The sequence below is a fragment of the Colwellia marinimaniae genome, from assembly GCF_002207865.1.
Lineage (GTDB): Bacteria > Pseudomonadota > Gammaproteobacteria > Enterobacterales > Alteromonadaceae > Colwellia > Colwellia marinimaniae.
Genome location: NZ_BDQM01000017.1, coordinates 1 through 25,280, shown reverse-complemented (window position 1 = coordinate 25,280; position 25,280 = coordinate 1). Strand labels below are relative to the sequence as shown.

Sequence of the window (25,280 nt, the reverse complement as noted above, 5' to 3'; positions counted from 1 at the left end):
TCTCTATTTAATTTTTTGTTTGTTTATTTATTAGCTGTTAGTTGGCTAGTGATACGAATATCGCCACCGACCATACGAATATCACTAATGGTTAATGCCTTAGCTTGATTTAACTTTGTTATCACTGGCATTGCCACTAAATTTTTACCCTCACCCCCCATTAACTTAGGGGCTTGATAAAGAATAAGTTCATTAACTAAATCTTGCTCAATAAAGGCACCACTTAACTGTGCGCCTGACTCAATTAAAATATCATTGAGTCCTCGCTTTGCTAGTAGTGTTAACAAAGCGGGCAAATCTATTTTAAATTTTCCCTGGGCGTTTTTTACCACAGGTAATTGCACTTGTTCTACGAAATGAGGCCATTTTGGTAAGTTTTCAAGATTTGTTGCACATTTATTTTCAATTTTTGCATGAATAATCAAAATTGGCGAGTCATGTTCGAATAAAGCGAGATCCGGCGTTAGCCTATTTTGACTGTCGATAACAACACGTAATGGTTGACGCAGCGTCTCTTTTGCATAGCTATTTTTTAATTCACCTAACTCAGACCAACGTACCGTCATTTTAGCATTATCAAAAATGATTGCATCGGCACCGCTAATAATAGCGCAACTCTGCGCCCTTAAACGTTGCACATCTTGGCGAGCAGCACTTGACGTTATCCATTGACTTTCGCCACTGGCCATGGCGGTTTTTCCATCAAGGCTAGCTGCTAATTTACAGCGCACATAAGGACGTTTATTTTCCATCAGATGAATAAAGCCGACGTTAAGTGCTTTTGCACCTTGCGCTAACAAACCTGATTGGACCTTGATGCCGGCTTGTTCTAACAGGGTTAAACCATTACCGGAAACTTGTGGGTTTGGGTCAACCATGGCAGCAATAACATGGCCAACACCGGCAGCAATTAATGCTTGTGCACATGGTGGCGTGCGACCAAAGTGGCTGCAAGGCTCTAAAGTAACATACGCCGTAGCGCCTTTAATTAAAGCGCTATGGTTAACGTTGGCCTCGGCTAAGGCATTCACTTCTGCATGGCCCTGCCCTGCTTTTTCATGGTAACCTGTACCAATAACTTTACCAACACCGCCTTTATAGCTCACTAATACACAACCTACCCTAGGATTGGGCGAGGTAGTAAAATGGCCTTTTTTCGCTAACGCTAGCGCCTGAGACATGAACAGGTGATCTTGCGCAGTAAAAGGGCTATCAGCCACACTAACATTCATATTATTTAACCACTTTAACTTGTTTGTTTTTCTGTGCCTTGCCGTTTTTTTCTTTACCTAAGCGCGTTATTTCATCGGCAAACTCACTGATATCTTCAAAAGATAAATACACCGAGGCAAAACGTAAATAAGCAACTTTATCTAATTTTTTAAGCTGTGCCATGATTAAATCACCTAACATTTCACTGCTTATTTCTCGCTCACCGGTAGCGCGCATTTGCGATTTTAACTTATTAATCGCCAACTCTATTTGTTCCATGCTAACCGGGCGTTTTTCTAGCGCACGGCTTAAACCACTGCGCATCTTATCTTCATTGAAGGGCTCTCTGCTGCCATCACGTTTAATTATGCGTGGCATAACTAACTCTGCATTTTCAAAAGTGGTATAACGTTCATGACAAGCTAAGCATTCTCGGCGACGGCGTACTTGATGGCCGCCAGAAACTAAGCGTGAATCAATAACTTTAGTGTCAACAGCTGAACAAAATGGACAATACATAGATTACCTACGAAAATTATAAACTAAAAGATACAAGCGGATAGTTTATGGAGAAAAACGAAAAATGGCCGCTCAAGGCGACCATTTTAATATAAAACATGTGATTAAGCTAAAGAAACTGGATTCAGGACAATATGCTCCCTGCATTGTCTAATAAGTAGCATCCGTGCCACGTCCGACAAAAGACTTCGGCAATGACGGTAGTTTGTTATTAACTTAGTTATCCCGAGTAGCTATTTTTGGTAAACAGGGAAACGGCTACATAACTCTTTAACTTGACCTTTAACACGGGTAATAACGTCTTCATTGTTGATGTCATCAAGAATGTCACAAATCCAACCAGTTAACGCTTTAGTTTCTTCTACAGCAAAACCACGACGAGTGATTGCTGGTGTACCTAAACGTAAACCTGAAGTAACAAACGGAGAACGAGTATCGTTTGGTACTGAGTTTTTGTTTACCGTGATGTTTGCTTTACCTAAAGCAGCATCAGCATCTTTACCTGTGATATCTTTATCGATTAAATCAAGCAGTAATAAATGGTTTTCAGTACCGTTAGAAACAACTTTGTAACCACGTTCTTGTAATACCTCGACCATAGCTTTAGCGTTATCTAAAACACCTTGCTGGTAAACTTTAAATTCAGGCTCTAATGCTTCTTTAAATGCTACCGCTTTCGCAGCAATGATGTGCATTAATGGGCCACCTTGGCCACCAGGGAAAACTGCGCTGTTAAGTTTTTTGTAAATAGCTTCGTCATCACAAGCAGAAACAATTAAACCGCCACGTGGACCAGCTAATGTTTTATGGGTAGTTGTGGTAACAACATGAGCGTGTGGTAATGGGCTAGGGTAAAGACCTGCCGCCACTAAACCGGCAACATGAGCCATATCAACGAAGAAGATAGCGTCAATTTTATCAGCAATCTTACGCATACGTGCCCAATCAACAACACCTGAGAATGCTGAGAAGCCGCCGATAATCATTTCTGGTTTGTGCTCTAGCGCCAAACGCTCTAATTCTTCGTAATCAATATCGCCAGTTTCTGGGTGAAGGCCATATTGAAATGCTTCATATGACTTACCAGAGAAGTTTACATGTGAACCATGAGTTAAGTGACCACCATGTGCCAAGCTCATACCTAATACTTTTCCGCCTGGTGTAACTAAGGCTTGAAAAACAGCAGCGTTCGCTTGTGAACCCGCGTGAGGTTGAACATTGGCATAAGTAGCGCCAAATAATTCTTTTGCGCGGTCAATGGCTAATTGCTCAACAACATCAACATACTCACAACCACCGTAATAACGTTTACCCGGATAGCCTTCAGCGTATTTGTTAGTAAGCTGAGAGCCTTGTGCTTCAAGAACACGCGGGCTACAGTAGTTTTCAGAAGCAATTAACTCAATGTGCTCTTCTTGACGAACAACTTCATTGCTTATTGCTTGAGCAAGTTCCGGATCAAAATCGGCAATATTCATATCACGAGTAAACATGTTTTATTCCTTAAGTATTTCAGCCCAAGGCTGCAAACTATGCCCTACTACTTCTTTATAAAGCAATGAGGACATACAAAAATTAGTGGCAGTATACTGCCTGATTTTTGCCAGTATGTACACGGCAAAACGGGCTAGTTTTAGTACAAATTATACTGTTATATAGCGTAATTTGTTAAGCATAGTACTTAGAAGTGCGATAAAAGCTTTCACCAAAATAAGCAAACAGACTATAACCAATAAAAAACCAAGATACAACGAATATAAAACAGCTTAAACAATAAAAATCCGAACAATAAACAACTAAATTAGTAAAGTGCAAATATTTCATGCTGCATGATAAATTCATTACCTTATTAATAATGAAACGGCGCTATCGATATTTACACGATAGCGCCGTTCATGAGTTCTTTGTTACTTGTCAGTACTTTGATCTTTGCCTATGAGAGATTGGTTACTTAGTCTATACAGAAGAAAGCTGTGTTAACTCTTTTTTTCGCTTTTGTTGGATAGCGTGAGTAACAAACCACATGAGCAAAACAAATAGATTGAAGACTGCAATATATGGCCATGGAGATTTTTCAGACTCACTACCCAGAACAAATAAATAAGCATTAACAAAAGGTACGCTAAATACTCCAGAATATTTACTCAACTGATAATATTTTATTGATGATTCACAGGCTGCAATTGCATTACTTACAGCTCTATCAGGACTATCACAGCTTTGCTGCCAAGTTCGTAATCGAATTTTTATTTCATAATAAACAAACACTGGCGATAAAAGACTACCTACACCTAAATAAATAATCGTTGCTTTATCAAACGCACCTTGAAGTAAGCCGACAAGAAAAAAGCCAATAAGCCCTAATGTTGCAACAACATTAAGCCCTAATGTTGCAACAACATTAAGCCCTAACAAAAACTTAGCCCAAAAAGTGCGCTTTTTTGTTTGCTTAAGCAAAGCTTGAATATCAGTTTTTTCATAAGGCTGACTTTGCCAGTCTCGAGCAAGTAATAGCCAGTTTTCATCTAATGCTGGCTCATCTGCTGGCGGAGATTTTTTATCTTTTTCTGAACGAGGTACATTTTTTTGGCGAGGTAATGAAAGTACATCAATCTGGTTTGTTTTAACAATAACTCCATCAGTAGTTTCTAGTTTATTGGGCTCTACCGATGATGTATCTTCATTTTCCAATACTGATTTATCCATTTTCTGCTCCCTCCAACAACTGTGCTAATAATGTTTTAGCACGTTGTAACCTCACACCCACTAAATTGGTAGTTATCACTAAAATATCCGCTATTTCTTGATAACTCATACCTTCTAAAGCCAGGGTTATCACTTGTTGTTGCTCAAGTTTTAACTGACGAATTGCATTAGCTAATTTTTGTTGTCGCTGACTCTGGTTAAGTGATTGATAAGGCGTTTTCTGTGTTGTTGCTATATTTTCAACTTCAGCACAACTTTCTATATCCGAGGTTTTAACTGTTTTCACCGCTTTGGCAACATGGGTAGCTAAAACATTATGAGCGATACGCGCGACAAAGGTTTTAACCGCAGCGTCTTGACGAAACTTAGGCAAGGCACGCCAAATGTTTAACGCTATCTCTTGAAAAAGTTCATCTTGTATAGCAAGTTTTGCTTCAAAACCGGTAATAATATGACGAAGCAGCTTTTCATGCTCCGTCATCCACTCGGTAAATACAGCTTGATTATCTACATATTTAACCTCTGAATAAGAGCATTCCAAACTACTTTCCTTGTATTCAATCCCCTCAGCCGTAGCGGAAGAGAATTGAGCTTTAGATAATATTAATTTACTAGAATTTAACACATTAATTGCTTTTGGCTCAGCTCTTATTCAGTTACTTGCATTTAATCATCAATACTAATACTAGCTTAACGCCATCACCACTTTTTCTGATTTCAAGCGCACAGACAAAATAACAACTAACGCAGCGATAAGCGCGACAGTAATTGCAGTTGTTGCAGCAAAGGCAAACCAGTCAATAGGTAAACCTTTAAAGATATCTTCCATTAATAATGAATGCCCCGCGATCGGTGCGTAATTTAACCAAGCAGGTTTACTGTCCATAAACATCATTGCGTAAGGAATAGTGGTTGGTACCACAATTAACATGCTCACCGTTGCTTGCGCTTCTTTAAAGCTTTTGGCTTGAAAAGCAAAAAACAACTGTAAAATTGCCGCGAAAAAACATATTGGAATAAGCAATAACATCAATACAGAAAATGTTGCTAAATCTATATTAAAAGACATACCTAGTTTGCTTAAATCAATAAAGTTCGTGGCGAACGACGTCAAGCTGAGCATAATAGCGATAGACAAAACACTAACAGAACTAACACAGGTCATTTTAGCTAACACTATTTTTAAGGTGCTTACCGGTTGGCAAAGTAACATTTCTAAAATATTACGTTCACGTTCACCGGCACTTGAGTCAATAGCAATAGATAAACCTGACATAAAAGCGACCAGTAAAAGGGAAATACCTAACATTATAGAGATCATCATAGCATTAGAGCTAGGCAGAGCAGTATCTTGTATTTGCAGCGCAATAGGCTGTAATAACTTGGTATCAATACCGCGCACCAATAAACGTTTATAACCAATTTCTAGTGAATGCTTTTGTATAACACCATCAATACGCCTTAGTGGCGGCGCTAATGATTGCTCGGTAAAATCAGCTCGTAAAATAATATCAATCACTTTACCCTGCGCCATGCGTTCACTGTAATGCTCAGGGATGATCAGCTCAATGCTTTGCTGTTGCCACTGACGTTTATCCTCGTTCGGCACATCGGCAAATGCTAATATATTTTTATCTTGTAGTGATTTAATTAACTTCGGCGCGTATTCAGTGCCAGTAAAGTGTACATAAATCGCTGGGTTGTCAACATTCTTTGCGATCAGAATGTTAACCACTATTACCATCAGCACGGGTACAAAAAAGGCCATACTTAACGCAACCATCAAGGCACGTTTATCACGATATGCTTCTTTAAATTCTTTTATTAACAAGGCATTAAATTGTCTTATGCTCGCATTCATTATGCTGCTACTCCTTCATCTGAGCCAATTAACTTAACAAAGGCATCTTCTAATAATTTTTCACCGGCTAAATCACACAGCTCTTGTGGTGTACCTTCTGCGGCCAACTTGCCGTTAGCAACAATAATGACCCGATCACATAAAGCAGCTACTTCTTGCATTACATGTGATGAAAATAAAATGCAGTGGCCTTTTTCTTTATGCGCTGCTAAATAGTTACGCAAAATACGGGTACTCATTACATCTAAACCACGGGTCGGCTCATCCAAGACAAAGTTTTTTGGTTGATGTACCAAGGCTTGTGCCAGAGTAACTTTCATACGTTGACCTTGTGAGAAACCTGTAGTTCTACGGTGCGCTAGTTCAGTCATTTCTAATTCTTTAAAAACGGTTTCGATAGCCTGATGCTTAGCTGCGCCGTGCATACCATGAATACTGGCAAAATAGTCCACTTGCTCATACGCCGTTAAGCGCTCGTACAAACCAAATTTATCAGGGAATATGCCCAAACTTTTTCGCACTGCTAATGGATCTTCCGCAACATTAATGCCATCAACAATTACTGAGCCTTCATCGGCTTTTAATAAACCATACAAGGTACGCAAACAAGTGGTTTTACCCGCGCCATTGGGTCCGAGTATGCCAGTAATTTCACCATCTTTAGCGGTAAAAGATAAACCGTCTAAGGCTTTTACTGTAGTCTTTTTTGAGACAAAACTTTTATGTAAATTCTTTACTTCAATCATGGCAATTACTCCTTATCAGCCTGAGGTGTGACAATCACGCTGCCATTTAAGCCGGTCATAAAGGACTCCTCAGGCAATTCACTTAAACAACTTTCATCTAATGTCTTCGGCATTAAACTGCTTAAAAATTCATTAACAAGGCCAACCGCACATTTTGTTGATGCCACAATGTGCGCAGTATTTTTAACAACAATATGATGGCTATTGGGCAAGGTTGCCGCTGACTTTTCACCATTGCTTGGCGGGGTAACAGGGTCTAACTCACCTGATAAAATAAGCGTTGGAATATTAGCCGTTATCGGCATATAAAAATCATCACTTACCGAGTACGTTGGCCACACTGCACAAGCATCTTGCATAATTTTGTTGCTAAGATCTTTAGCAAAATCATTAATGGCATCATCTTTAAGCATCTGCTCAGACATTCTTGGCATGTCTTCATTACAAACAATATTCAGATGCAAACCAATATAAATACCCATACCTTCATCGGTATCAGTTTGCGCAATTAACCCTGCGAGTGGTTTAAAATCGCCAATACTGGCTTGATGAATGATTAAAGGTACCAGTGAGCGACCTGTTAACGAATAAAGCTGCATTTGCAAGGTAGAAATAAACTTAGTGTCGTTAATAATAAATTCCGTTGCCGTGCCAAGCCTTGGATGGCTAATAATCACCTTAGCAGGGCTTTGCGCTAACTTGGCAACCACATTTTTAAATTCTTGTGCTAAATTGGGGTAGGCTTGCTGGCATGCTTTATCTTTTTGGCAATTTTCTAATAACAGTTTGAACGATCTCGCGGCGCTTTGACCAAAAAGACCAATAGGCACTTCTACCGGTGCAACGCTGTCTAGTACCACACTATTGAGCGATTGTGGAAACAAACGCATATACACTAGTGCTGCACGAGTACCGTAAGAGCCGCCGTAAATATTAATTTTTTCATGACCCAAAGCCGCGCGCACCGCGTCAAAATCACGAACAGCGTTTTCAGAAGTAAACTGCGCTAAGTCAAGCTTGTCGTCTGCGGTTAACTGCGCTAAACAATCTTTTACTTCTTCGTTAGTAAAGTCTTCAATCAAGCTAGTGTAAGGGTTAATGCCAACCTTATCTTGACACTGTAAGGGGCTAGAAGCACCTGTACCGCGTTGGTCAACTAAAATAATATCGCGAGATTTACGTATTTCATTGAAATTTCTAAATATATGCGCTGATAACTCAACTGCGCCTTGGCCTGGCCCACCAGCAAGAAACATTAACGGAACTTTATTATCACTATTATTAATGGCTGGCAGTATTGAAAAGTTTACTGAGATTTGTCTACCTTGCGGTTTTTGGTAATTTTCAGGTACTTGCAATGTCCCACATTTCACTTGTGAGCGTATTTCGCCTAAATGGCAATTCTCTAATGTTAATTTATTATCACTCGCCCAGCTTGTTGCGCTAATGGATAACAAGCCGAGAGTAAAAAGTTTTTTCCACGTTCTTTCCCACATCGTTTTCATTTTATCTTTCCTTAATAAAGCATCCAACAGTTAGTCTTCACCTTTTCAAATTTATTACAAAAAATATAAAAAAATCTCAAAATAAAGATAACATCAAGATAAAATATAAAGAATAACTAACAAGAAACACCACTATTGAGTATTTATCGCTAGCTATAGAGATGAAATCAACAATAAAGAAATCCGACCAGTTAATGCTTAATCCCCCCGAAAGTTAACAACAAGCAAGTAAATTGTGTCTTTATCCATCATAAGGATAAAAAAGATTAAATAGCCATTCCCAAACACCTAAATAAGGGATATGGTTTAGTCATCTCTTATTTAAATTGGTGCTAAGGATTACATATGGACTTAAATCAGTGGGTAGATGAATTATTTGAAGTGTTTGATGAAGATAAAGATGGCGTAATTAATCGTACTGAGTTTGTTGAGTTGATTGATGTATTACTGCAAGACAAAGGTATTCGCATGTGTGAGACCATCTTTAATCGCTTTGATAAAAATCACAGTAACTCTATCTCTAAAGATGAATTAAGAGACATGGTTATTGAGTTAGCCCTGTAATAAATAGCGCTGGCACTGCATGGCTAAACGAGCTTTAGCCTTAAACTTACTCTTCAAACAAAACTCTTTCTTTGCTTTATAATTGAGCGTACACTTGTACACTCAATTAATTGCAGCGATTAACTATGCCTTCCCAGAAAAACAGTCCTACAGACAATTGTCAGCCCACGTCCTATAGCCGTCGTGAAGAAGCTCTAAATGCCATCAGCCATGCCTTTGGCCTAATACTCAGTTGCTTAGCACTGTTTTTATTATTAAAAAACAGTCAGGGTGATATTAACCGCATCATCAGCTTCAGTGTCTTTGCTAGCAGTGGTATTTTACTCTTTTTAGCATCAACCCTTTACCATAGTTTAACCAATGAACGCGCTAAAAGTGTCTTCAAACTACTCGATCACTGCGCAATTTATTTACTCATTGCTGGCACCTATACACCACTGTTCGCCATCACTTTAGCAGGCCCACTTGGCTATACCTTATTAGCATTGATTTGGCTATTTGCGCTTGCAGGGATTATTTTTAAAATAAAATTTGGCAATAAGTACAAGAAAGTATCCTTATGCACTTATTTAGCCATGGGCTTTATTTCCTTAGGAGTTTTAGCTGAATTATATCAGGCATTACCTGAGCAGGCCGTTAATTTGTTAGCCTTAGGTGGGCTGATTTATTGTCTGGGCGTATTTTTCTATGTCAAAAAAACAGTGGCTTACACTCATGCTATTTGGCATCTTTTTGTTCTAGGTGGCGCTACCTGTCACTTTTTGATGATTTATTGGTATGTTTAATTAAAAAGAAAATATCCAACCATATGAATCGAGTTACCTTGGAACTATTAGGCATTTAACGAGGCGTCATTTCAAATACTAAATTTTGTAATAAAACGCCCTTATCTTCCGAGCCAAATCCCCGAGCGAACATTCACTTTTGATATAAAAGTGGACTTTACAGAGTTTAAATTTAGGATACGTATTTGCTAAACGAAAATAATCATTTGATAGCGTCATATTTTTTGACAGTTTCCACTGGGAGAGTATGGGGTCAGGATTTGTTGTTGAAAACCATCTGATTTAGGTCAATTATTACCCAAGCCACTTGAAACTGCTCAAGAGTCCCCGTAGGGGGGGGTAGAAACACTTTAAATTACGCAATTAATTTCGACAAGGTCACTTTAATGATGTAGCTTACTTAGATTAATACAGGAGGAATATTCACCTTAACAACTCCCCCAATCAATGCCTTGCGTAAAGGCGTTTCTAAATTTAGCTAAAATTTGCATCTCCATGTGGTTTTGGCATAGATACAAAAGCTGATATTACAGGTTAAAAACTAAAAGTTATCCGTTCATTAATAAAGCTACTAGTTTTTAATTATAAACCTCCGCTAAGAGATTGAATGATATCATTTGATAATGCTAACTGATTCCATACTGAATACAATAGCCGTTAGAACGACTTCCCAACTTTTCTTTATTCATTAACATGGTAAAGGATATCCATGCAAAATAAGACAGGAAGATACACTATATTTTAAAAGATTAAGTTTATTCATCAATAGTATTTGTTGATTTTTTAGAACAACAAATAAAATGACCATTGGCATAGGCCAATGGTCTCGTCGCTTTCTGTTAGTGGCAAAAGATTAGAGTTGATGTTTTTTTGTTCTATAGGCTAGACCTATTAAACCAAGAGCAAATATGGTTAACGACATTGGTTCGGGTATTTTTGAACGAACCACAACGTTATCAAACTCGCCAGCAATTCCGTTGCTGGTTACAGTAAATTTATTAAAGCTTTCACCGTTCTCAAAGAATATATTTACATAAGTATTCGACATAGTACTATTTTGATTGCCAGAAGAGCCAAGAAGTTCGCTTAACAATGTAGAGCCTGTAATTTGAAATATACTTTGATTATCTAAAAAAAATTCAAAATCGTTATACGTGTCAACTGAGCCCCAATAAAAACCAAAATAATCAAGAGTGACTCCCTGTGGGAGGAAATTAAAATAATCAACGGTTATTGTACCGCTGCTACCTGTTTTAGGGGTAAAGCCATAACAAGTAGTGTCTCCTATTGTAGTATCTGTGCCACCAGGTTGCGCTGCTACATTGCTAACACTACCCTTCATAACACCTAAACCACCACCCGTTTCTGATATTACAATGCCTGGTGCCCCCAAGGTATTAATACCACAGCCACCATTATTGGTAGCCGCGTTATTGTAATTGTAACTTGTATCTTGGTTTGGAGGGAAAGGGAAACCTGTCATTTGAGTGCTTGCATCGAAAGTTTCAATGAAAAAACCACTCGATAAATCTAATTGATTTGAGGAGTCGATAAGCTGACTGGTTAAACCTGAACCATCTGAGGCTAGTTGACCATCAAATGTAATTAAAGTTGCATTTGCTTGCACAGACATAAACGTCACAGAAGACAACAACACAAACAATAAGCCATTGTTTTTCATAATATATTCCTTTTGATAGTTTTCATTAGAAATAAAGTTAAATACACCCTTTAAAAATAGGGGTGTATTTAATTTAAGCAATTTATACACCAAAGAAGTAAACCTGTTGTATTTCAACGTACTGAAAATTGAAGGTGTTTTGTTATAAAGTAATGTGTAAAAATACTTGACACTTAAATATGAATTACCTAATTAAATTCATAAAACACATTACCACGATCAAGTAGTCTTTTTAGCGACAAGCCTGAGTATACTTACTTGTAATTTATAGATATATAACCATTAATTGCTTTCAACCTAAGGTTCTCAGTTTTATGCCCTATTAGCGTTGTTAATTTCTGAGTAATTTAGTTAATAGCGTGATTGGATATTTTTGTTATTTCGAGTGCTAGTTTCCACTTAGCGCACGCAGTGAACACTATTCATCTGAATAGTGTTTTATATTATTTGGAAGGTCACTAGATCACAAAAAAGCCGCACTCTTTATTACTAGTAATAAAGAGTGCGGCTTTTTAATGTTTAGCTGTTAATGCCCCCAGGCAATAACAATGACACTTAGCTAAAGTTTATTTAAGCTAGACTTAACTAGACTAAGTTATTAATAGCTATTTCTTGATTCACGTCAGCGTCATAATCAACACCAGCAATACCAAAACCAAACAGTTTTAAGAATTCTTGATGATAAGCGACGTAATCGGTTAATTCATCAATGCTATCAGTATCAACACGATTCCAAATATCGGTAACACGTTGCTGAACACTATCTTCTAATTCTTTATAGTTTTGACGGAAACGACCTTGCTCATCTAGACGAGGAGAGTCACTATAAATATTCTCTTTGAATAAGTTCGAAATTTGTTCGATACAACCTTCATATGTACCATCAGCTTTCATCACTTTGAACATAGCTGAAATATATAGCGGCATAATTGGAATAGCTGAGCTTGCTTGAGTCACCACAGCGTTTAATGAAGTAACACGGGCTTTACCGTTTAAATCAGCGGTTGCGGCATTAATTGCCGTTGCTGCTCGGTCTAAATCTTCTTTCGCTTTACCAATAGTCGCTTTACCGTAAATTGGCCACGTTAACTCTTTACCAATGTAGGTGTAAGCGACGGTTTTAACACCTTCGGCTAAGACACCGGCATCAGCAAGCGCGTTCATCCACAGTTCCCAATCAGCGCCGCCCATGACATCAATAGTACCTTGAATTTCAGCCTCATTTGCTGCTTCAACAGAGATTTCATCAATAGTACGCTTTGAGGTATTTAGGTTCTTAGTGGTAACACTTTGACCTATTGGCTTTAACGTTGATACATATACTTCACCGGTATCTGGATCAGTTCTACGTGGCGATGCCAATGAATAAACCACTAAATCAACTTTACCCATATCAGCTTTAATGGCTGCAATCGCTTTGGCTTTTATTTCATGAGAGAAAGCATCACCATTAATATTTTTAGAGTAAATGCCGGCTGCATCAGCTGCTTTTTGAAATGCTACTGTGTTATACCAACCAGCAGATGCTGTTTTTCTTTCTGACGGCGGTTTTTCAAAGAAAATGCCTAAGGTTTGTGCATCATAAGCAAAAGTAGCGGTGATACGTGAAGCTAAACCATAACCAGTAGAAGCACCAATAACTAAAACATTTTTAGGACCAGAAGTCGCTGATGTTTGCGCTTTAACGTAAGAAATTTGCTCATTTACATGGGCTTCACAACCTACTGGGTGAGCATTAGTACAGATAAAACCACGAATTTTTGGTTTGATAACCATAAGTAAACCTTTTTATTTATATTAGTGACTCAGCTAGAGTGATGCCATTTTGCATAAATCATAGCTAAGGTTTGAAAGACATTTTCAAAAAATTGTTACTATTGTACCCTGCCTTAGGCATAAAGAGGTACGACCAGAAGGCGATTTTTTCTCGTTTATTTTCCGCCACCTAAGCAGTTTGGTGAGCTTGGTGTATTGTTAGCGTACTGCTCTTGCCATTCTTTTTCTGTATAAGTATGTAATGCCAGCGCATGAATTTTTTCGGCTAACTCCTCTGAGAGCACAGCATTCACTAAACGGTGGCGTTTTATTAAACGTTCATTTTCAAACGCTTTAGCAACTATCACTACTTTAAAGTGTGACTCACTGCCCGGTGGTACATTATGGTTATTGCTTTCATTGATCACATCTAGGTGTGATGGCTGAAAGGCATCACGTAGTTTTTGTTCAATAACAGAGGCTACAGTCATTATTCTCTCGCTGAAGGTAAATTTATTAAGTATTTATATTGGCAAATATTTTAGCCGATTTAAGTGGATAGACCAACAATATCTTGTCAATTATGCCACAATAGCGGGCAAATTTTCCCTGCCCTTTTAGCCATTTTTATGATCAGCCCCTTTATTGTTAATGATAGAAACTTATTCCTCAGCCGCTTCCCTGCTGCGCAAGTAAACCGTAGCTTACAAGCATGGGACTCAGCCGATGAATACCTGATAAACCATATTGAAGAACAAGGTTTAATTAACGCTAATACCAAGGTGGCTATTTTTAATGATGCCTTTGGCGCATTGACGACGAATTTTTGCCATTCTGGTAGTGAGAATGCTGAAGTGGTTTGTATTAATGACTCTTATATCAGTAGCCAAGGAATAAGCTATAACATTGAGCAAAATTCCCTCGATGATAGCAATATTACCCAGCTAAACTCGCTTGATGCCTTACCTAATGACATTGATGTCATTTTATATAAAATCCCAAAAAGCAAAGCAATGTTAATTGAACAGCTTATTCAAATTAAGCAATCGGTTAGCGATAACTGTATTTTTATCGCCGCAGATCGCGCTAAAGAAATACACAGCGCAACGTTAAAAGTGTTTGAAAAATATTTAGGCACCACAAAGACCTCTTTAGCGGTAAAAAAAGCGCGTTTAGTATTTTGCCAGTTTGACTGTCATATAAACAATAAACAAGTAAATCACTCGCCTTTTCCAACGGTATGGACCATAACGCATAAATCTACCAATGACTCGCCGTCACGTGAACTTAGTGTTAGTAATCATGCCAATGTTTATGCCAGAGAAAAGTTAGATATTGGCGCTCGCTACTTTATTGAAAATCTACCTAAAGTGGCCGCTAACAGCAAAGTAATTGATTTAGGCTGTGGTAATGGCGTGATTGGGCTAACCGTATTGGCTAACCAACCTGAAGCGCATGTTCAGTTTATTGATGAATCAACCATGGCCATCGCTTCTGCTGAACAGAATATAAAAACAAATCTACCTGAATCGATTGAAAATTGTCAGTTTATCCTTAACGACTCTTTAACCGATATAGAAGGTGGTAGTGTTGATTTAATTTTGTGTAATCCACCTTTTCATCAAAATACCGCTACCACAGATCATATTGCTTGGCAGATGTTTAGAGATAGCCACAGAGTACTCAAAAAAGGCGGAGAATTACGGATTATTGGCAACCGACAGTTAGCTTATCATATTAAATTACAGCGCCTTTTTGGTAATGAAACCTTAATCGCCAGTAATAATAAGTTTGTCACGCACTCAGCAATTAAAAAATAAAAAGGCTTGATAAAACAATGAACCAAAACAAATTAAAGTCTATCGCCCTAGCATCATTACTTATAGCTATTGTCGGCTGTAGTGCCGCGCCTACTCATTTAATTGTCTCACCCCAAGTGTATCTTTCGCCCTCGAACCAGTTATCTCATAAACAAGCACAACTCACGGTTATTGATATGCGTACCAGCACCCATATCATTCAAATACTCGAGCAAGATGAAGCAGCAATAATTCTTTCATCGAAACAGCGTCTTGAAGAAATTATTGAAGCTCTTTTAGCTAAACAGTGGCAACAGCAAGGTTTAGCTTTTAACAATAGCGCAAAAAACAAGATGACGGTCACTATAGAAAAAGCGGTTATCAGTGTTGAGCAGGAAACTGTTAGCTATAACACCCAAAGTGAAATTATTATCAAGGTTAGCATAGACAATGGCAAACAAACCCTGACCAGCCGCTTTAAAACCCGTGGCCATAGCGAAGGTGCCCTTAATGCGGATATCGCGGTGTTAGAGCGTGAGTTTAATCAGCATTTAAGCAGCTTGTTAAAACAAATTTTATCCAGTAACGATATTAAAACTTTTTTATAGCAGCGTACCACGTTGCTTCCACCAATGAATGGTAGCTAATTTTGAAAAAACTATGGCCATATATCATCATCACCACCTTGCTAATCAGTAGTGCTTTTAGCTATGCGGTTGATCCAACTAACATATATCCTAAAGTAAAGTTGCAAACCTCTATGGGGGTCATTATTGTTGAACTTGATAGAGTTAAAGCCCCAATTACCGTGGATAATTTTCTAGAATATGTAGTAAAAGGTGAGTATAACAACACCATTTTTCACCGTATTATTGATGACTTTATTGTGCAAGGTGGTGGTTATGACGCTGAGTTTACCGCCAAAAAGTTAGGTAAGAACATTGTTAATGAGTCGGGCAATGGCTTAAAAAATGAAGTGGGTACCATTGCCATGGCGAAAGAAAATCGACCTCATACTGCCAATCGTCAATTCTTTTTTAACCTAGCAGATAACACCACATTAGACCCTGGTAGAAAATGGGGCTACGCTGTTTTTGGCGCTATTATTGAAGGTGAGGAAGTACTAGAAGCCATTGCTAAGGTGCCGACAGCTTACCACGAAGCTATGGCTTGGAATGATGTACCGGTAAAGCCAGTCATGTTAATCAAAGCAACACTTTTACCCATGGATAACTAGATCAAGTTTGTTTTCTCTTAACTAAACAGTTTTTTTACAAAAAAGTAACAAAAAACATAGCACTATTTTTTGACAAAAATTCAATTATCACCGATAAATAAGATAGCCAATAAAAAATCACCAATAAAAATTAAAAAAGTGAATCAATAATAAGGCGCTAATTCATTGTCGGTGATAAATATAACCCTAGCTAAACACCGCCATTTGTAGTGCCAAGTAGTATGTGCTTTAAGGGGACGTCATGATAATTGAGCAGTTTATCGATCAAAAAATATTAGCAATGCATGCCTATGTAAATGCAGTCATCGAACAAAAGCTTCATTATACCGAGTTAGACCGTTTTATTTTAGATACCATGTCAGAGTGGACCTTATTAAGTGTTGTAGATGAAACCCCGCATAGCGCTAAAGAGCGGGTATTTTGGCACTTGATGCATGAAGTTAGCTTGCATGGCGCGCAAGCACTAAACCAAGATCTTTTTTTCAAAAGTGAAATGAATACCTGTTTGGATTTTTTCAACGGCTCAGGTAGTTACCCTATTGACTGTATCGGTTGGCGTCCCATCGCTTAACTAAGCACAACTAATGATTAAATAATCACTCAAATAGCGTCAGCCTCTTCTGCAAATGACAAGCCTCTGATAGACTTGAAAGTATTACCTTTTATCACCTGAATTACTTGTTAATGCCAACGACCTATCCAGCAAAGACCAGCACTTTTAAAGAAGCCATTTTAAATAAGCGTATGCTTATTTGTATTTTTACCGGTTTTAGTTCAGGTTTACCGCTGTTTGTTTTGTATCAGCTGGTACCTGGCTGGCTACGTAATGAAGGTGTTAGCCTAGCTGAAATCGGTCTATTTTCACTCATCGGCATCCCTTATGTGTGGAAGTTCCTCTGGTCGCCGCTCATGGACCGCTACTCTCTCGGCATACTTGGTAGACGCCGAAGCTGGATGTTAACAACACAAATACTACTGCTAGGCTCTATTGCCGGCTTTGGCTTCGTTAACCCAATAATGGATATATGGTCTGTTGCCTATTTAGCGGCAGCAGTGGCCTTTTTTAGCGCTAGCCAAGATATAGTGCTTGATGCCTATCGACGAGAATTATTACCCGACAATGAACTGGGCTTAGGCAACTCCATTCATGTACAAGCCTACCGACTGTCGGGACTGGTACCTGGCTCACTGGGCTTTATTTTGGCCGATCAGATGAGCTGGCAATCCGTCTTTATCATAGTCGCGGCGTTCATGTTAATAGGCGTATTGTTAACACTATTCATTAAGGAATTAGAGTCCAAGCATAGTGCGCCAAGAACCCTAAAAGAAGCCATTGTCTTACCCTTTAAAGATTTTATTGCCCGCAAAGGGCTTAAGTCCGCAGCTTACACGCTATTATTCCTGGTGCTTTATAAGTTAGGGGACAATATGGCGACGGCATTACAAACACCCTTTTTCATTGATATGGGCTTTAGCATGACTGAAATCGGTGTTATTGCCAAAACGTCCTCATTAATAGCCATGACCATAGGTATAGTTGTTGGTGGCTTAGTTATGATTAAGCTCAGTATTAATCGTGCCTTATGGTTATTTGGTTTTGTGCAGATATTCAGTATTTTAGGCTTTGCCGCTCTAGCTGAAATAGGACATAACAACTATGCTTTAGCGGTAGCCATGGGTTTTGAGTATTTAGGTGTTGGTTTAGGCACTGCGGCTTTTACCGCATTTATTGCCAAAACAACAAACCCAGCTTTTGCCGCGACTCAAATTGCCTTATTTACCGCGTTGGCAGTAGTACCGCGCACTTTTGCCAACGCAACTACTGGGGTTATTATCGAGCAGATTGGTTGGACAAATTTCTATTTTCTTTGCACGGCGTTAGCTATCCCTGGCATGTTAATGCTAGTGAAAGTTGCCCCGTGGCATGAAACCGCCATTAAATCGAGTACAAGTTAATGAACCTCAACTCGGTTTTAGCAATGGTTGGCTAATTGAAATACAATGATTTATCTTTAACTGCTTATAGTGAGGTGTTTTTGCTTAATTCAAGGCAAGTTTATCTGTCAATAGTTAACCTATTGCAAAAACTTAACGATGAAGTCAGTAAAAATGATCGCTATAGCAGTATTTATTAAACCCAGCAGAGGTTATTTATATGATGAAATTTTTCTTTTTAATGCCCATTATTATGTGCGCCATTTGGACTTGGTATCTTAACGCTAATGACTTTTCCTTAAGGCAAGGCATCAAGGGTTTTAGCTACATTATTGCCTTCAATACTATCATTATTGGATTCTTCGTGATGATGATTTATGTAACTCACTGAGTTAACGACACAGTGTGACACTTAAGCTAAGCAACACACTGTTCATTAAAAAGTCATTACCTTGCGTCATAGACTAATACAGACAAATGTTTACACTATTAGTTAATGCTATTGCGCTAAGTGCCGCTATTTATCGACATTGTAACGCAGAGAATGGAATAAAGGGGGGAGGTTGAGCAAGTACCGCAGCCCGAGTTCAGCTTAACGACTAAAGCGATCAGCACCTTAGGCTAGCTTTGAGGGTCATTAGCGTTAAGACAAGCCGTTAGTGAACTGGCCCCAAGAAAGAAGTAAGGCTCTAAAATCATCTAAACCACAAGCCGCTATTTCATTTTGATCTAAGTGAATATGTTCATCTGTTAACATCTCAGGTAAACCCTCACCACTGCCATTTAATGAACCATTCATACTTACATTGGTTTGAATCGAGATATCTTCGCTATTTAAGGTAACCGAGTATTCACTGCCTGTAATAAGTATTTCTTGCGACTTACCGGTTTCAATATTGTCTATCGCGGTGAGTAACTCGGTAAGTTTGGCGACGTCATGTCCAACTTCAACTTCCATCCATGGACCTATAACCTCATGCTCTAAGGAAAAGAGCGCTCTGGCTTCGCCTGTGATGGCGTCGTGTACAAATTCATATTCCATAGCATTTCCTATCAATGGCAGTATAAAGAGCCTATATTAAGTGTAGCAAAGCTTTACTTAGCTTTCGCGACAAATTCAGTGAAATTAAAAGAACTTATTGCGCTTGCCACTGGCATTCAAGTAAGACACGGTCAGTAACTAAACTATCTTCTTGGCGCAAGTAAACTTGGCCAATAAAATTATCGTTTTTACCAATAACACCAACACCTTTAGGTGTGCCTGTCATAACAATATCACCATCTTCTAGGCTAATAAAGCGCTGCAATTCTGTTAATATTTCATCCGGTTTAACCAGCATCAAAGCTACACCACCTTGTTGTTTTAATTCATTATTAATAGTTAAAGACAGACTTAACTGGCTAACCCCTGCGGCAGGTATAGCAACAAAGTCACTAAATACCACCGAGCCATCAAAAGCCTTGGCGCGCTCCCAAGGCAGGCCTTTATTTTTCAACTTGCCTTGTATTACACGTTTAGTTAAATCTAGACCTAGGGCCACCGCAGTAAACTGGCCACCTTGATACAAAAAACTGAGTTCAGCTTCATAGTGTAAGGCGTCTTCATTATGCATAGCATGAAGCGTGGCACTAATGGCGGAATTGGGCTTGAAAAACACCAGCATTTCATCCGGTACTTCATTAGCAAGCTCTTTAATATGATCGACATAATTACGACCTATACAAAGCACTTTTGAGGGTGTTATCTGTTGTAATGATTTATCCAGTGAAACTAAGGTAACAGTATTCATAAAAGACCTATTGAGCTTACTAGGGGGTATTAGCGGGCATATACCCGTCACCATTCAAAGTGCTCAATTTCAGTGGGAATTAAAAGGGCTTTAGGCAAGGGAAATAATGGAAGCATAGTCACTCTATGGTTAAATTATTTAACGCGGTATAAAGTCATTTTAAACCCATCGAAGAAGCGTTTGAGCAACATCACTTCATCGTTGCTGTAACTCATAATGACGCTGCATGGATGCAGCTTATTAGAGAATGCAGACGGTACAGGAAGTACCTTATACGGATAATGCAGGAGCAATTATCCTGAGAATATTCTCCTGAACAACCATTATTTCATCACAGCGCCTTGAATTGAAATTGATCAAGCACTCTGAAACATGCCTCTTGAATGGTTACGGGTATGATAATCAGTTACGCGCTATGGGACAAGTCGATTTTATCATTAACGATCAAATAACAGTGGCATAATAATTTGCTGCACAAGTTAGTTACTAGTTTTTACCATTGATAACAGTTCTGGTCTGACCTTTACGGTAGGCTCAGTAGTTCATTCTTTTATAAATGGTCCAAAAGTTATGATTTTCAAGAAAACTTTATTAGCACTATCATTAACCTGCTCATCTTTTTATAGTGTTGGCGCGGCTTTTCAGCTAGCTGAGCATAGTGCCGCCGGTTTAGGTCGAGCCTTTGCTGGTGAAGCAGCCATTGCCGACGATGCTTCCGTTGTCGCCCGTAACCCTGCGCTGATGGCTCAATTTGATAAAATGGAATTCTCAGTTACCGGCACTTATGTTATGCCTGACGTCAGCTTAACCGGTATTGCAACGTCAAACGGTACAGATCCTGCGGCATTAAACAATAACAGCATAGCGCCAAGCGCCTTTATTCCCGCAGTCTATTTAGTGGTGCCCTTAAATGACAAGTTTGCTCTTGGTTTTGCCACCTTCTCTAACTTTGGTTTAGCCACTGAATTTGATAACGATTATGCTGCTGGGCAACTGGCGGGGGAAACATCAATTACCACAGTTAACTTTAATACTAGCCTTTCTTACAAAGTGAATGATAACTTTGTCATTGCTGGTGGTGTAAATGTTATTTATGGCGAAGCCTCATTAATACGTAATGCTGGTGAGAACCCTTTTGATATACCAGCTCATACCGAGGTGGCAAATTTAGTCGGTGATGATATCTCTTATGGTTGGAATATGGGCCTATCATATGATTTTAATGAAAACCATCGTTTAGGTTTTAGTTACCGTAGTGAAGTAAAACTGGCACTTTCAGGTGACTATAGCAATGGTTTACCTGCTGACCTTGGTGGTTTAGCTGGAAAAGTTGTTGCGGGTGCTATGGATATTACCTTACCAGCTATTATGGAAATTTCTGGTCTTCATCAAGTGAGTGATACCGTTGCTGTGCATTACTCTGCTATGTGGACCGGCTGGAGTAGTTTTGATGAACTAGCGGGTTATGTTGAAGGACAAGATGAAGCAGTTTTTGCAAAAGAAGAGAACTTTTCCAATTCCATGCGTTATGCCCTAGGTGCTACCTACCAACTGAGCAGTAATCTCAAGCTAAGAACGGGTATTGCTTATGACCAATCACCAGCCGATGCAAATCACTTATCTATCTCAATTCCTGATACCAACCGTATCTGGTTAAGTGGTGGTTTAAATTACACTTTCACTAATAAATCATCATTAGATTTTGGTGTCAGTATTGTTAAAGGTGAAACTCAGACCTTTACTGAAACTGACGATTTTAACCAAGATTGGACCTTTGAGTCACAAGGCGATGCTTACCTTGTTTCAGCACAATACAACCACGTATTCTAAAGAAGAAATTAAAAGCTAAGCCGTGAATGATACTCGCCTGGCTATGATATCCTCGTCGAAACTAGTAATAACGGGCGAGGATAACTTAACTTGCATAGGTAAGAGCTATTAGTTAACGGCTAATCTTTTACCGCTAAAAGATTACGAATTGAAATGGTTATTTGTTCAATATTAGCAATATCAACCGGAGCAATGAAAATAGTGTCATCGCCGGCAAGTGTGCCTAATATCCCGGCAGACTCGCCCATACTATCGAGCATACGAGAAATTAAGGGCGCTGCGCCAATGCCGGTCTTTAAAATGATTTGCATATTATTATGCTTAACACTCAACACCACTGATTCAATGGATTGCTTAGACTTAGGTACTGCTAGCTCATCGGGCAGAATATAAATCATTTCGTTATTGGTATTACGCGTTTTTACTGCGCCAAGCTTAGATAATAAGCGCGAGATTTTCGCTTGTGACATATCATCAAAACCCTGTAGGGCAAGAGCTTGTGCTAACTGACTTTGAGAGCCATAACATTGTTCTTTTAATAAACGTTTAAATGCCTGAACTAATAAGGATTCTCTCTCTTTGCGGCTGCTAGTCATTTAGCTTCTTCATATAATTATTGTATTTGTCGATTCTACACTATAGCTACTCACTAAGTGAATACTTATTCACTTAGTGACGCTTTATTTTAAGCCTTACCTTAGCCTTACCTTAGGCTTAGCCTCAAGTTAGCTTTAGCACTAACTTGAGGCTGCAATTGCCGTCATATGATTATCCCAACGTAGATCGTTAAAATCGCCGCTTACTTGATAGGGTTTGAGTGGCTCGCTTTGTGAAATAACACGGCCTCGCCCAGTTGAGGCAATAAAATTATCGGCGATTAAGGTCGCTCCTGCGGCATCTTTCAATTTATGGCTAGCAATAAACTCATTGCAGTCGAGTTGCCAAAACGTCAGTAAGTCTGCTTTAGGGCAAGTAATGAGCACGGTATTACTGTCACTGTTGATGCAGACACTGGCAGTATATTGCTTCATGCTACGCCAAGTATTAATATCCGCCTTGAGTAAGGTTAACTGTTCTTCGCCATGATGTGACAGGGCAAGGGGTACTTCATCGGTTGAAGCCCCTTGGTATTGCAATCCTGCGACCACTTTACCTTGTGAACTAACCGCTAAATGACGAATACTGAGCTGCTTATTGTCCAACTCAAACTTGCCGTCAATGTGACCTGATCCTAACGCCATATAAGCAAGGTTGGGTGCCATCGAGCTAAGGTTTAATTTTTTACGCGCTTGCTCTGGATGGGTTTGAATACCACCATTGGCAATGACAATCTGCTGTTCATTGGAATGTGGCATAATCGCTAACTGATGCGGGCCAATACCACCCGAATCATATTGTTCAATAACTTGTTGAGTTTTTATCTCGCGTAAAACAATTAGCCCCTTGCCACTGTGGTAATCATTTTCCGTCGTTAATAAAATACTATCGTTTGCTATCAAGACACCATGGCCATAAAAACGTCGACCGGCACTAACGGCTATTTGACTAATCACTTCACCACGATTAAAGTCTATCTCCAGCACATAGTTTCCCGGGCGACGAGCAAACACCAACCCATGGCCAGGTTTGCTTTTTATGGCAATCACCTCATGACCACGAGCAGGCAGGGCAACTTTACTAATTAATCGCCCTGTTAAGTCAAAAGCGGCAGCAAAAAAATTACCTTTATTATCACTACAGCCACTCACTAGCCAATTTTTTTGGCCATTTAACCATGAAGGAAAAGCTAAAGTATTGAGCGCACTCATAGTGCCAATGGCGCTAACAGCCCCGACAGCACCTAGGCCTAATAAAAATTTTCGACGACTGATCATATGCTTATCTTCTTTTACTGCAAATTAAGCGCTTGTTTGAATTAAGCTCTTGTTTATTAAAATACGTTTTGAGCGAGGCGCGTGGAAAATATCATAGCTTGACTAGATAACCCCCTCGTCCTCACTTTTGATAAAAAACGCAAGAAGCATTTAAACTTACACCCTAAAAACTATATTTAACACCGACGATTACTTGCCTAGGCTTACCTGGACGTGCGCCAAATGGACGACGTGAAACAACCACTTCTTCATCGGTTATATTATCTATTTTACCGTATAGTTTTATCTGGTTATTAAGCTGATACCAAGCAGAGAAGTCTACTTGCACTAATTCATCGGTCATCAACCCTTCAAGTTCAGTATTACTACCAGCCGCTTCACTCATCTCAGTGACATACTTAAATAACAATGAGGCTTGCCAATGCTCAGCTTGTAAGCCCATTTCTATTGATAATTGTTGCTCAGGTAAATACGGTAATTCATCGCCGACCTTAACACTGCCCCATTGGGAAAAAGTTGAATCAAAGCTATTTTGAAATTCCGACTGACTATAGGTATAAGCAATTTTTACCGGCACGGTTAAGCTATTTGTTAATTGCCAACGAATGCTGGTCGATGCTTCAATACCGTAAACATCAACTTCGCCGCCATTGAACTCTTGATCAAGTTTTTCAGTACAACCGCTTGAAAAAGTACACGCACCTTTTAGGTTACTATAATCATTATAAAAACCTATCACTTCACCTTGAATATCATCGGTACTGTAACGCCAGCCAAATTCATAATTCCAACTTTCTTCTGGGTCAACATCACCTGCTTGACCTGGGCTATTCGGCACATAACCTTTATTAACCCCAACCAGTAAACCATGCTCTGCGGTTAACTGATAAAACAAACCCGCGCCAGGTAAAAAAACCGTATTAGAATTTTCTTTGTTGGTATTTTGCAAATAATCAATGGCCTCACCTTCAATGTGCTCAACACGCAAGCCAAGGGTAAGATGAAACTTATCAATCACCGCATTAACATTGGTAAAGGCAGCAACGGCAGTCGCCGTATCATCGTTATGGGTAATAACCTCACTTGGCCTGCCGTTAAGCACCATAATTGCTGATGTCATATCATAATAGCGGGCCGTATGTTTACGCCTAACATTGTCTTGATGCAGACGAATACCACTATCGACAATCACTTCCGCAGCAGCAATGCTGGTATCCCAAGTTAACTTAGTTTCAATGCCTTTTGAGTAATAACGGCGATCATTTAGCGTAAAAACCAAGACATCATCATTGCCAAAAGTATCACTTTCCCCACGTAATACTTGGATAAAGTGTTTGTTAAGACTTGGCTCGGTTAAAATACGTTGCATACTGCGGTTACTAACAAAGCTATTGAACCGGTCCCTGATCTTACCCCGCTTTAACGGACACCAAAATCTAACTAAAGATGAGGTGTTCAATGCCAAAGTACAACAATCCAAG

The 25,280-nt window shown here is 39.1% G+C and carries 24 protein-coding genes; 8 read left to right on the top strand and 16 right to left on the bottom strand.

Translation table 11 applies throughout. The features are described 5' to 3' along the window. Window positions 1-23: 23 nt before the first annotated feature. The 8 genes from ribD to MTCD1_RS11175 form a co-directional block, all read right to left on the bottom strand. Window positions 24-1,232, bottom strand: a complete 1,209-nt coding sequence (gene ribD / locus MTCD1_RS11210) for a bifunctional diaminohydroxyphosphoribosylaminopyrimidine deaminase/5-amino-6-(5-phosphoribosylamino)uracil reductase RibD (RefSeq protein WP_057179667.1) — start codon at window positions 1,230-1,232, stop codon at window positions 24-26. 1 nt (window position 1,233) lies between these two features. Continuing rightward, window positions 1,234-1,731 (bottom strand): transcriptional regulator NrdR, encoded by a 498-nt coding sequence (nrdR, locus tag MTCD1_RS11205; RefSeq protein WP_057179666.1) that lies wholly within the window; start codon window positions 1,729-1,731, stop codon window positions 1,234-1,236. 233 nt (window positions 1,732-1,964) lie between these two features. Next, window positions 1,965-3,224 (bottom strand): serine hydroxymethyltransferase, encoded by a 1,260-nt coding sequence (gene glyA / locus MTCD1_RS11200; protein ID WP_057179665.1) that lies wholly within the window; start codon window positions 3,222-3,224, stop codon window positions 1,965-1,967. 463 nt (window positions 3,225-3,687) lie between these two features. Next, window positions 3,688-4,437, bottom strand: coding sequence for a hypothetical protein (locus MTCD1_RS11195; RefSeq protein ID WP_057179664.1), 750 nt, complete (start codon window positions 4,435-4,437; stop codon window positions 3,688-3,690). After that, window positions 4,430-5,062, bottom strand: coding sequence for an RNA polymerase sigma factor (locus tag MTCD1_RS11190; protein ID WP_057179663.1), 633 nt, complete (start codon window positions 5,060-5,062; stop codon window positions 4,430-4,432). Before MTCD1_RS11190 ends, MTCD1_RS11195 begins: the two co-directional genes overlap by 8 nt. A gap of 60 nt (window positions 5,063-5,122) precedes the next feature. Further along, the gene (locus tag MTCD1_RS11185) at window positions 5,123-6,298 is read right to left on the bottom strand and encodes an ABC transporter permease (protein WP_057179662.1); all 1,176 of its coding nucleotides are present in this window, start codon (window positions 6,296-6,298) and stop codon (window positions 5,123-5,125) included. After that, window positions 6,298-7,044 (bottom strand): ABC transporter ATP-binding protein, encoded by a 747-nt coding sequence (locus MTCD1_RS11180; protein WP_057179661.1) that lies wholly within the window; start codon window positions 7,042-7,044, stop codon window positions 6,298-6,300. Before MTCD1_RS11180 ends, MTCD1_RS11185 begins: the two co-directional genes overlap by 1 nt. A 5-nt stretch (window positions 7,045-7,049) precedes the next feature. Beyond that, window positions 7,050-8,549, bottom strand: a complete 1,500-nt coding sequence (locus MTCD1_RS11175) for an alpha/beta hydrolase (protein WP_057179660.1) — start codon at window positions 8,547-8,549, stop codon at window positions 7,050-7,052. A 345-nt stretch (window positions 8,550-8,894) separates the two neighbouring features. Between MTCD1_RS11175 and MTCD1_RS11170 the strand changes: the two genes are divergently transcribed. Further along, entirely contained in the window at window positions 8,895-9,113 is a 219-nt protein-coding gene (locus MTCD1_RS11170; protein WP_057179659.1) for an EF-hand domain-containing protein, read from the top strand. A 125-nt stretch (window positions 9,114-9,238) separates the two neighbouring features. After that, complete coding sequence (gene trhA, locus MTCD1_RS11165) at window positions 9,239-9,898, top strand: PAQR family membrane homeostasis protein TrhA (RefSeq protein ID WP_057179658.1); 660 nt, start codon at window positions 9,239-9,241, stop codon at window positions 9,896-9,898. 853 nt (window positions 9,899-10,751) lie between these two features. On the opposite strand, the gene MTCD1_RS11160 is transcribed toward trhA, so the two are convergent. From MTCD1_RS11160 to bolA, 3 genes are all read right to left on the bottom strand, one after another. Beyond that, the gene (locus MTCD1_RS11160) at window positions 10,752-11,660 is read right to left on the bottom strand and encodes an Npun_F0296 family exosortase-dependent surface protein (protein WP_231732955.1); all 909 of its coding nucleotides are present in this window, start codon (window positions 11,658-11,660) and stop codon (window positions 10,752-10,754) included. 504 nt (window positions 11,661-12,164) lie between these two features. Continuing rightward, window positions 12,165-13,355 (bottom strand): enoyl-ACP reductase FabV, encoded by a 1,191-nt coding sequence (gene fabV / locus MTCD1_RS11155; protein WP_057179656.1) that lies wholly within the window; start codon window positions 13,353-13,355, stop codon window positions 12,165-12,167. A 155-nt stretch (window positions 13,356-13,510) separates the two neighbouring features. After that, complete coding sequence (gene bolA / locus MTCD1_RS11150) at window positions 13,511-13,825, bottom strand: transcriptional regulator BolA (protein ID WP_057179655.1); 315 nt, start codon at window positions 13,823-13,825, stop codon at window positions 13,511-13,513. A gap of 138 nt (window positions 13,826-13,963) precedes the next feature. On the opposite strand from bolA, the gene MTCD1_RS11145 reads away from it, so the two are divergent. From MTCD1_RS11145 to MTCD1_RS11125, 5 genes are all read left to right on the top strand, one after another. Next, window positions 13,964-15,154: a methyltransferase gene (locus MTCD1_RS11145; RefSeq protein ID WP_057179654.1), complete on the top strand. Its 1,191-nt coding sequence runs from the start codon at window positions 13,964-13,966 to the stop codon at window positions 15,152-15,154. Between the two features lie 17 nt (window positions 15,155-15,171). After that, a complete protein-coding gene (locus MTCD1_RS11140; protein ID WP_057179653.1) occupies window positions 15,172-15,741 on the top strand; it encodes a YajG family lipoprotein in 570 nt (189 codons plus the stop codon). A 38-nt stretch (window positions 15,742-15,779) separates the two neighbouring features. After that, complete coding sequence (locus MTCD1_RS11135) at window positions 15,780-16,370, top strand: peptidylprolyl isomerase (protein WP_438819285.1); 591 nt, start codon at window positions 15,780-15,782, stop codon at window positions 16,368-16,370. A 241-nt stretch (window positions 16,371-16,611) separates the two neighbouring features. Beyond that, window positions 16,612-16,941, top strand: a complete 330-nt coding sequence (locus tag MTCD1_RS11130) for a hypothetical protein (protein WP_057179652.1) — start codon at window positions 16,612-16,614, stop codon at window positions 16,939-16,941. A gap of 113 nt (window positions 16,942-17,054) precedes the next feature. Next, window positions 17,055-18,326: an AmpG family muropeptide MFS transporter gene (locus tag MTCD1_RS11125; protein ID WP_057179651.1), complete on the top strand. Its 1,272-nt coding sequence runs from the start codon at window positions 17,055-17,057 to the stop codon at window positions 18,324-18,326. Window positions 18,327-18,948: 622 nt separating this feature from the next. On the opposite strand, the gene MTCD1_RS11120 is transcribed toward MTCD1_RS11125, so the two are convergent. Further along, on the bottom strand, window positions 18,949-19,347 hold the full coding sequence (locus tag MTCD1_RS11120; protein WP_057179650.1) for a YacL family protein: 399 nt from the start codon (window positions 19,345-19,347) through the stop codon (window positions 18,949-18,951). Window positions 19,348-19,441: 94 nt separating this feature from the next. Beyond that, window positions 19,442-20,095, bottom strand: coding sequence for a fumarylacetoacetate hydrolase family protein (locus tag MTCD1_RS11115; protein ID WP_057179649.1), 654 nt, complete (start codon window positions 20,093-20,095; stop codon window positions 19,442-19,444). 570 nt (window positions 20,096-20,665) lie between these two features. On the opposite strand from MTCD1_RS11115, the gene MTCD1_RS11110 reads away from it, so the two are divergent. Beyond that, on the top strand, window positions 20,666-21,925 hold the full coding sequence (locus MTCD1_RS11110; protein ID WP_057179648.1) for an outer membrane protein transport protein: 1,260 nt from the start codon (window positions 20,666-20,668) through the stop codon (window positions 21,923-21,925). A gap of 119 nt (window positions 21,926-22,044) precedes the next feature. On the opposite strand, the gene argR is transcribed toward MTCD1_RS11110, so the two are convergent. From argR to MTCD1_RS11095, 3 genes are all read right to left on the bottom strand, one after another. Continuing rightward, window positions 22,045-22,521, bottom strand: coding sequence for a transcriptional regulator ArgR (argR, locus tag MTCD1_RS11105; RefSeq protein ID WP_057179647.1), 477 nt, complete (start codon window positions 22,519-22,521; stop codon window positions 22,045-22,047). 141 nt (window positions 22,522-22,662) lie between these two features. Then, a complete protein-coding gene (locus MTCD1_RS11100; protein WP_057179646.1) occupies window positions 22,663-23,799 on the bottom strand; it encodes a DUF1513 domain-containing protein in 1,137 nt (378 codons plus the stop codon). Between the two features lie 163 nt (window positions 23,800-23,962). Further along, on the bottom strand, window positions 23,963-25,280 hold a 1,318-nt coding region (locus MTCD1_RS11095; RefSeq protein ID WP_235013367.1), incomplete at its 5' end, for a TonB-dependent receptor family protein.

Bases quoted from the DNA above. Each gene is read 5' to 3' on its own strand.
- MTCD1_RS11170 (WP_057179659.1), top strand. From the start codon at position 8,895: ATGGACTTAAATCAGTGGGTAGATGAATTATTTGAAGTGTTTGATGAA.
- MTCD1_RS11195 (WP_057179664.1), bottom strand. From the start codon at position 4,437: ATGGATAAATCAGTATTGGAAAATGAAGATACATCATCGGTAGAGCCC.
- glyA (WP_057179665.1), bottom strand. From the start codon at position 3,224: ATGTTTACTCGTGATATGAATATTGCCGATTTTGATCCGGAACTTGCT.
- MTCD1_RS11100 (WP_057179646.1), bottom strand. From the start codon at position 23,799: ATGATCAGTCGTCGAAAATTTTTATTAGGCCTAGGTGCTGTCGGGGCT.
- fabV (WP_057179656.1), bottom strand. From the start codon at position 13,355: ATGGTTATCAAACCAAAAATTCGTGGTTTTATCTGTACTAATGCTCAC.
- MTCD1_RS11185 (WP_057179662.1), bottom strand. From the start codon at position 6,298: ATGAATGCGAGCATAAGACAATTTAATGCCTTGTTAATAAAAGAATTT.
- bolA (WP_057179655.1), bottom strand. From the start codon at position 13,825: ATGACTGTAGCCTCTGTTATTGAACAAAAACTACGTGATGCCTTTCAG.
- MTCD1_RS11125 (WP_057179651.1), top strand. From the start codon at position 17,055: ATGCCAACGACCTATCCAGCAAAGACCAGCACTTTTAAAGAAGCCATT.
- argR (WP_057179647.1), bottom strand. From the start codon at position 22,521: ATGACTAGCAGCCGCAAAGAGAGAGAATCCTTATTAGTTCAGGCATTT.
- MTCD1_RS11175 (WP_057179660.1), bottom strand. From the start codon at position 8,549: ATGAAAACGATGTGGGAAAGAACGTGGAAAAAACTTTTTACTCTCGGC.
- trhA (WP_057179658.1), top strand. From the start codon at position 9,239: ATGCCTTCCCAGAAAAACAGTCCTACAGACAATTGTCAGCCCACGTCC.
- MTCD1_RS11180 (WP_057179661.1), bottom strand. From the start codon at position 7,044: ATGATTGAAGTAAAGAATTTACATAAAAGTTTTGTCTCAAAAAAGACT.
- MTCD1_RS11115 (WP_057179649.1), bottom strand. From the start codon at position 20,095: ATGAATACTGTTACCTTAGTTTCACTGGATAAATCATTACAACAGATA.
- MTCD1_RS11140 (WP_057179653.1), top strand. From the start codon at position 15,172: ATGAACCAAAACAAATTAAAGTCTATCGCCCTAGCATCATTACTTATA.
- ribD (WP_057179667.1), bottom strand. From the start codon at position 1,232: ATGAATGTTAGTGTGGCTGATAGCCCTTTTACTGCGCAAGATCACCTG.
- MTCD1_RS11110 (WP_057179648.1), top strand. From the start codon at position 20,666: ATGATTTTCAAGAAAACTTTATTAGCACTATCATTAACCTGCTCATCT.
- MTCD1_RS11145 (WP_057179654.1), top strand. From the start codon at position 13,964: ATGATCAGCCCCTTTATTGTTAATGATAGAAACTTATTCCTCAGCCGC.
- MTCD1_RS11120 (WP_057179650.1), bottom strand. From the start codon at position 19,347: ATGGAATATGAATTTGTACACGACGCCATCACAGGCGAAGCCAGAGCG.
- nrdR (WP_057179666.1), bottom strand. From the start codon at position 1,731: ATGTATTGTCCATTTTGTTCAGCTGTTGACACTAAAGTTATTGATTCA.
- MTCD1_RS11130 (WP_057179652.1), top strand. From the start codon at position 16,612: ATGATAATTGAGCAGTTTATCGATCAAAAAATATTAGCAATGCATGCC.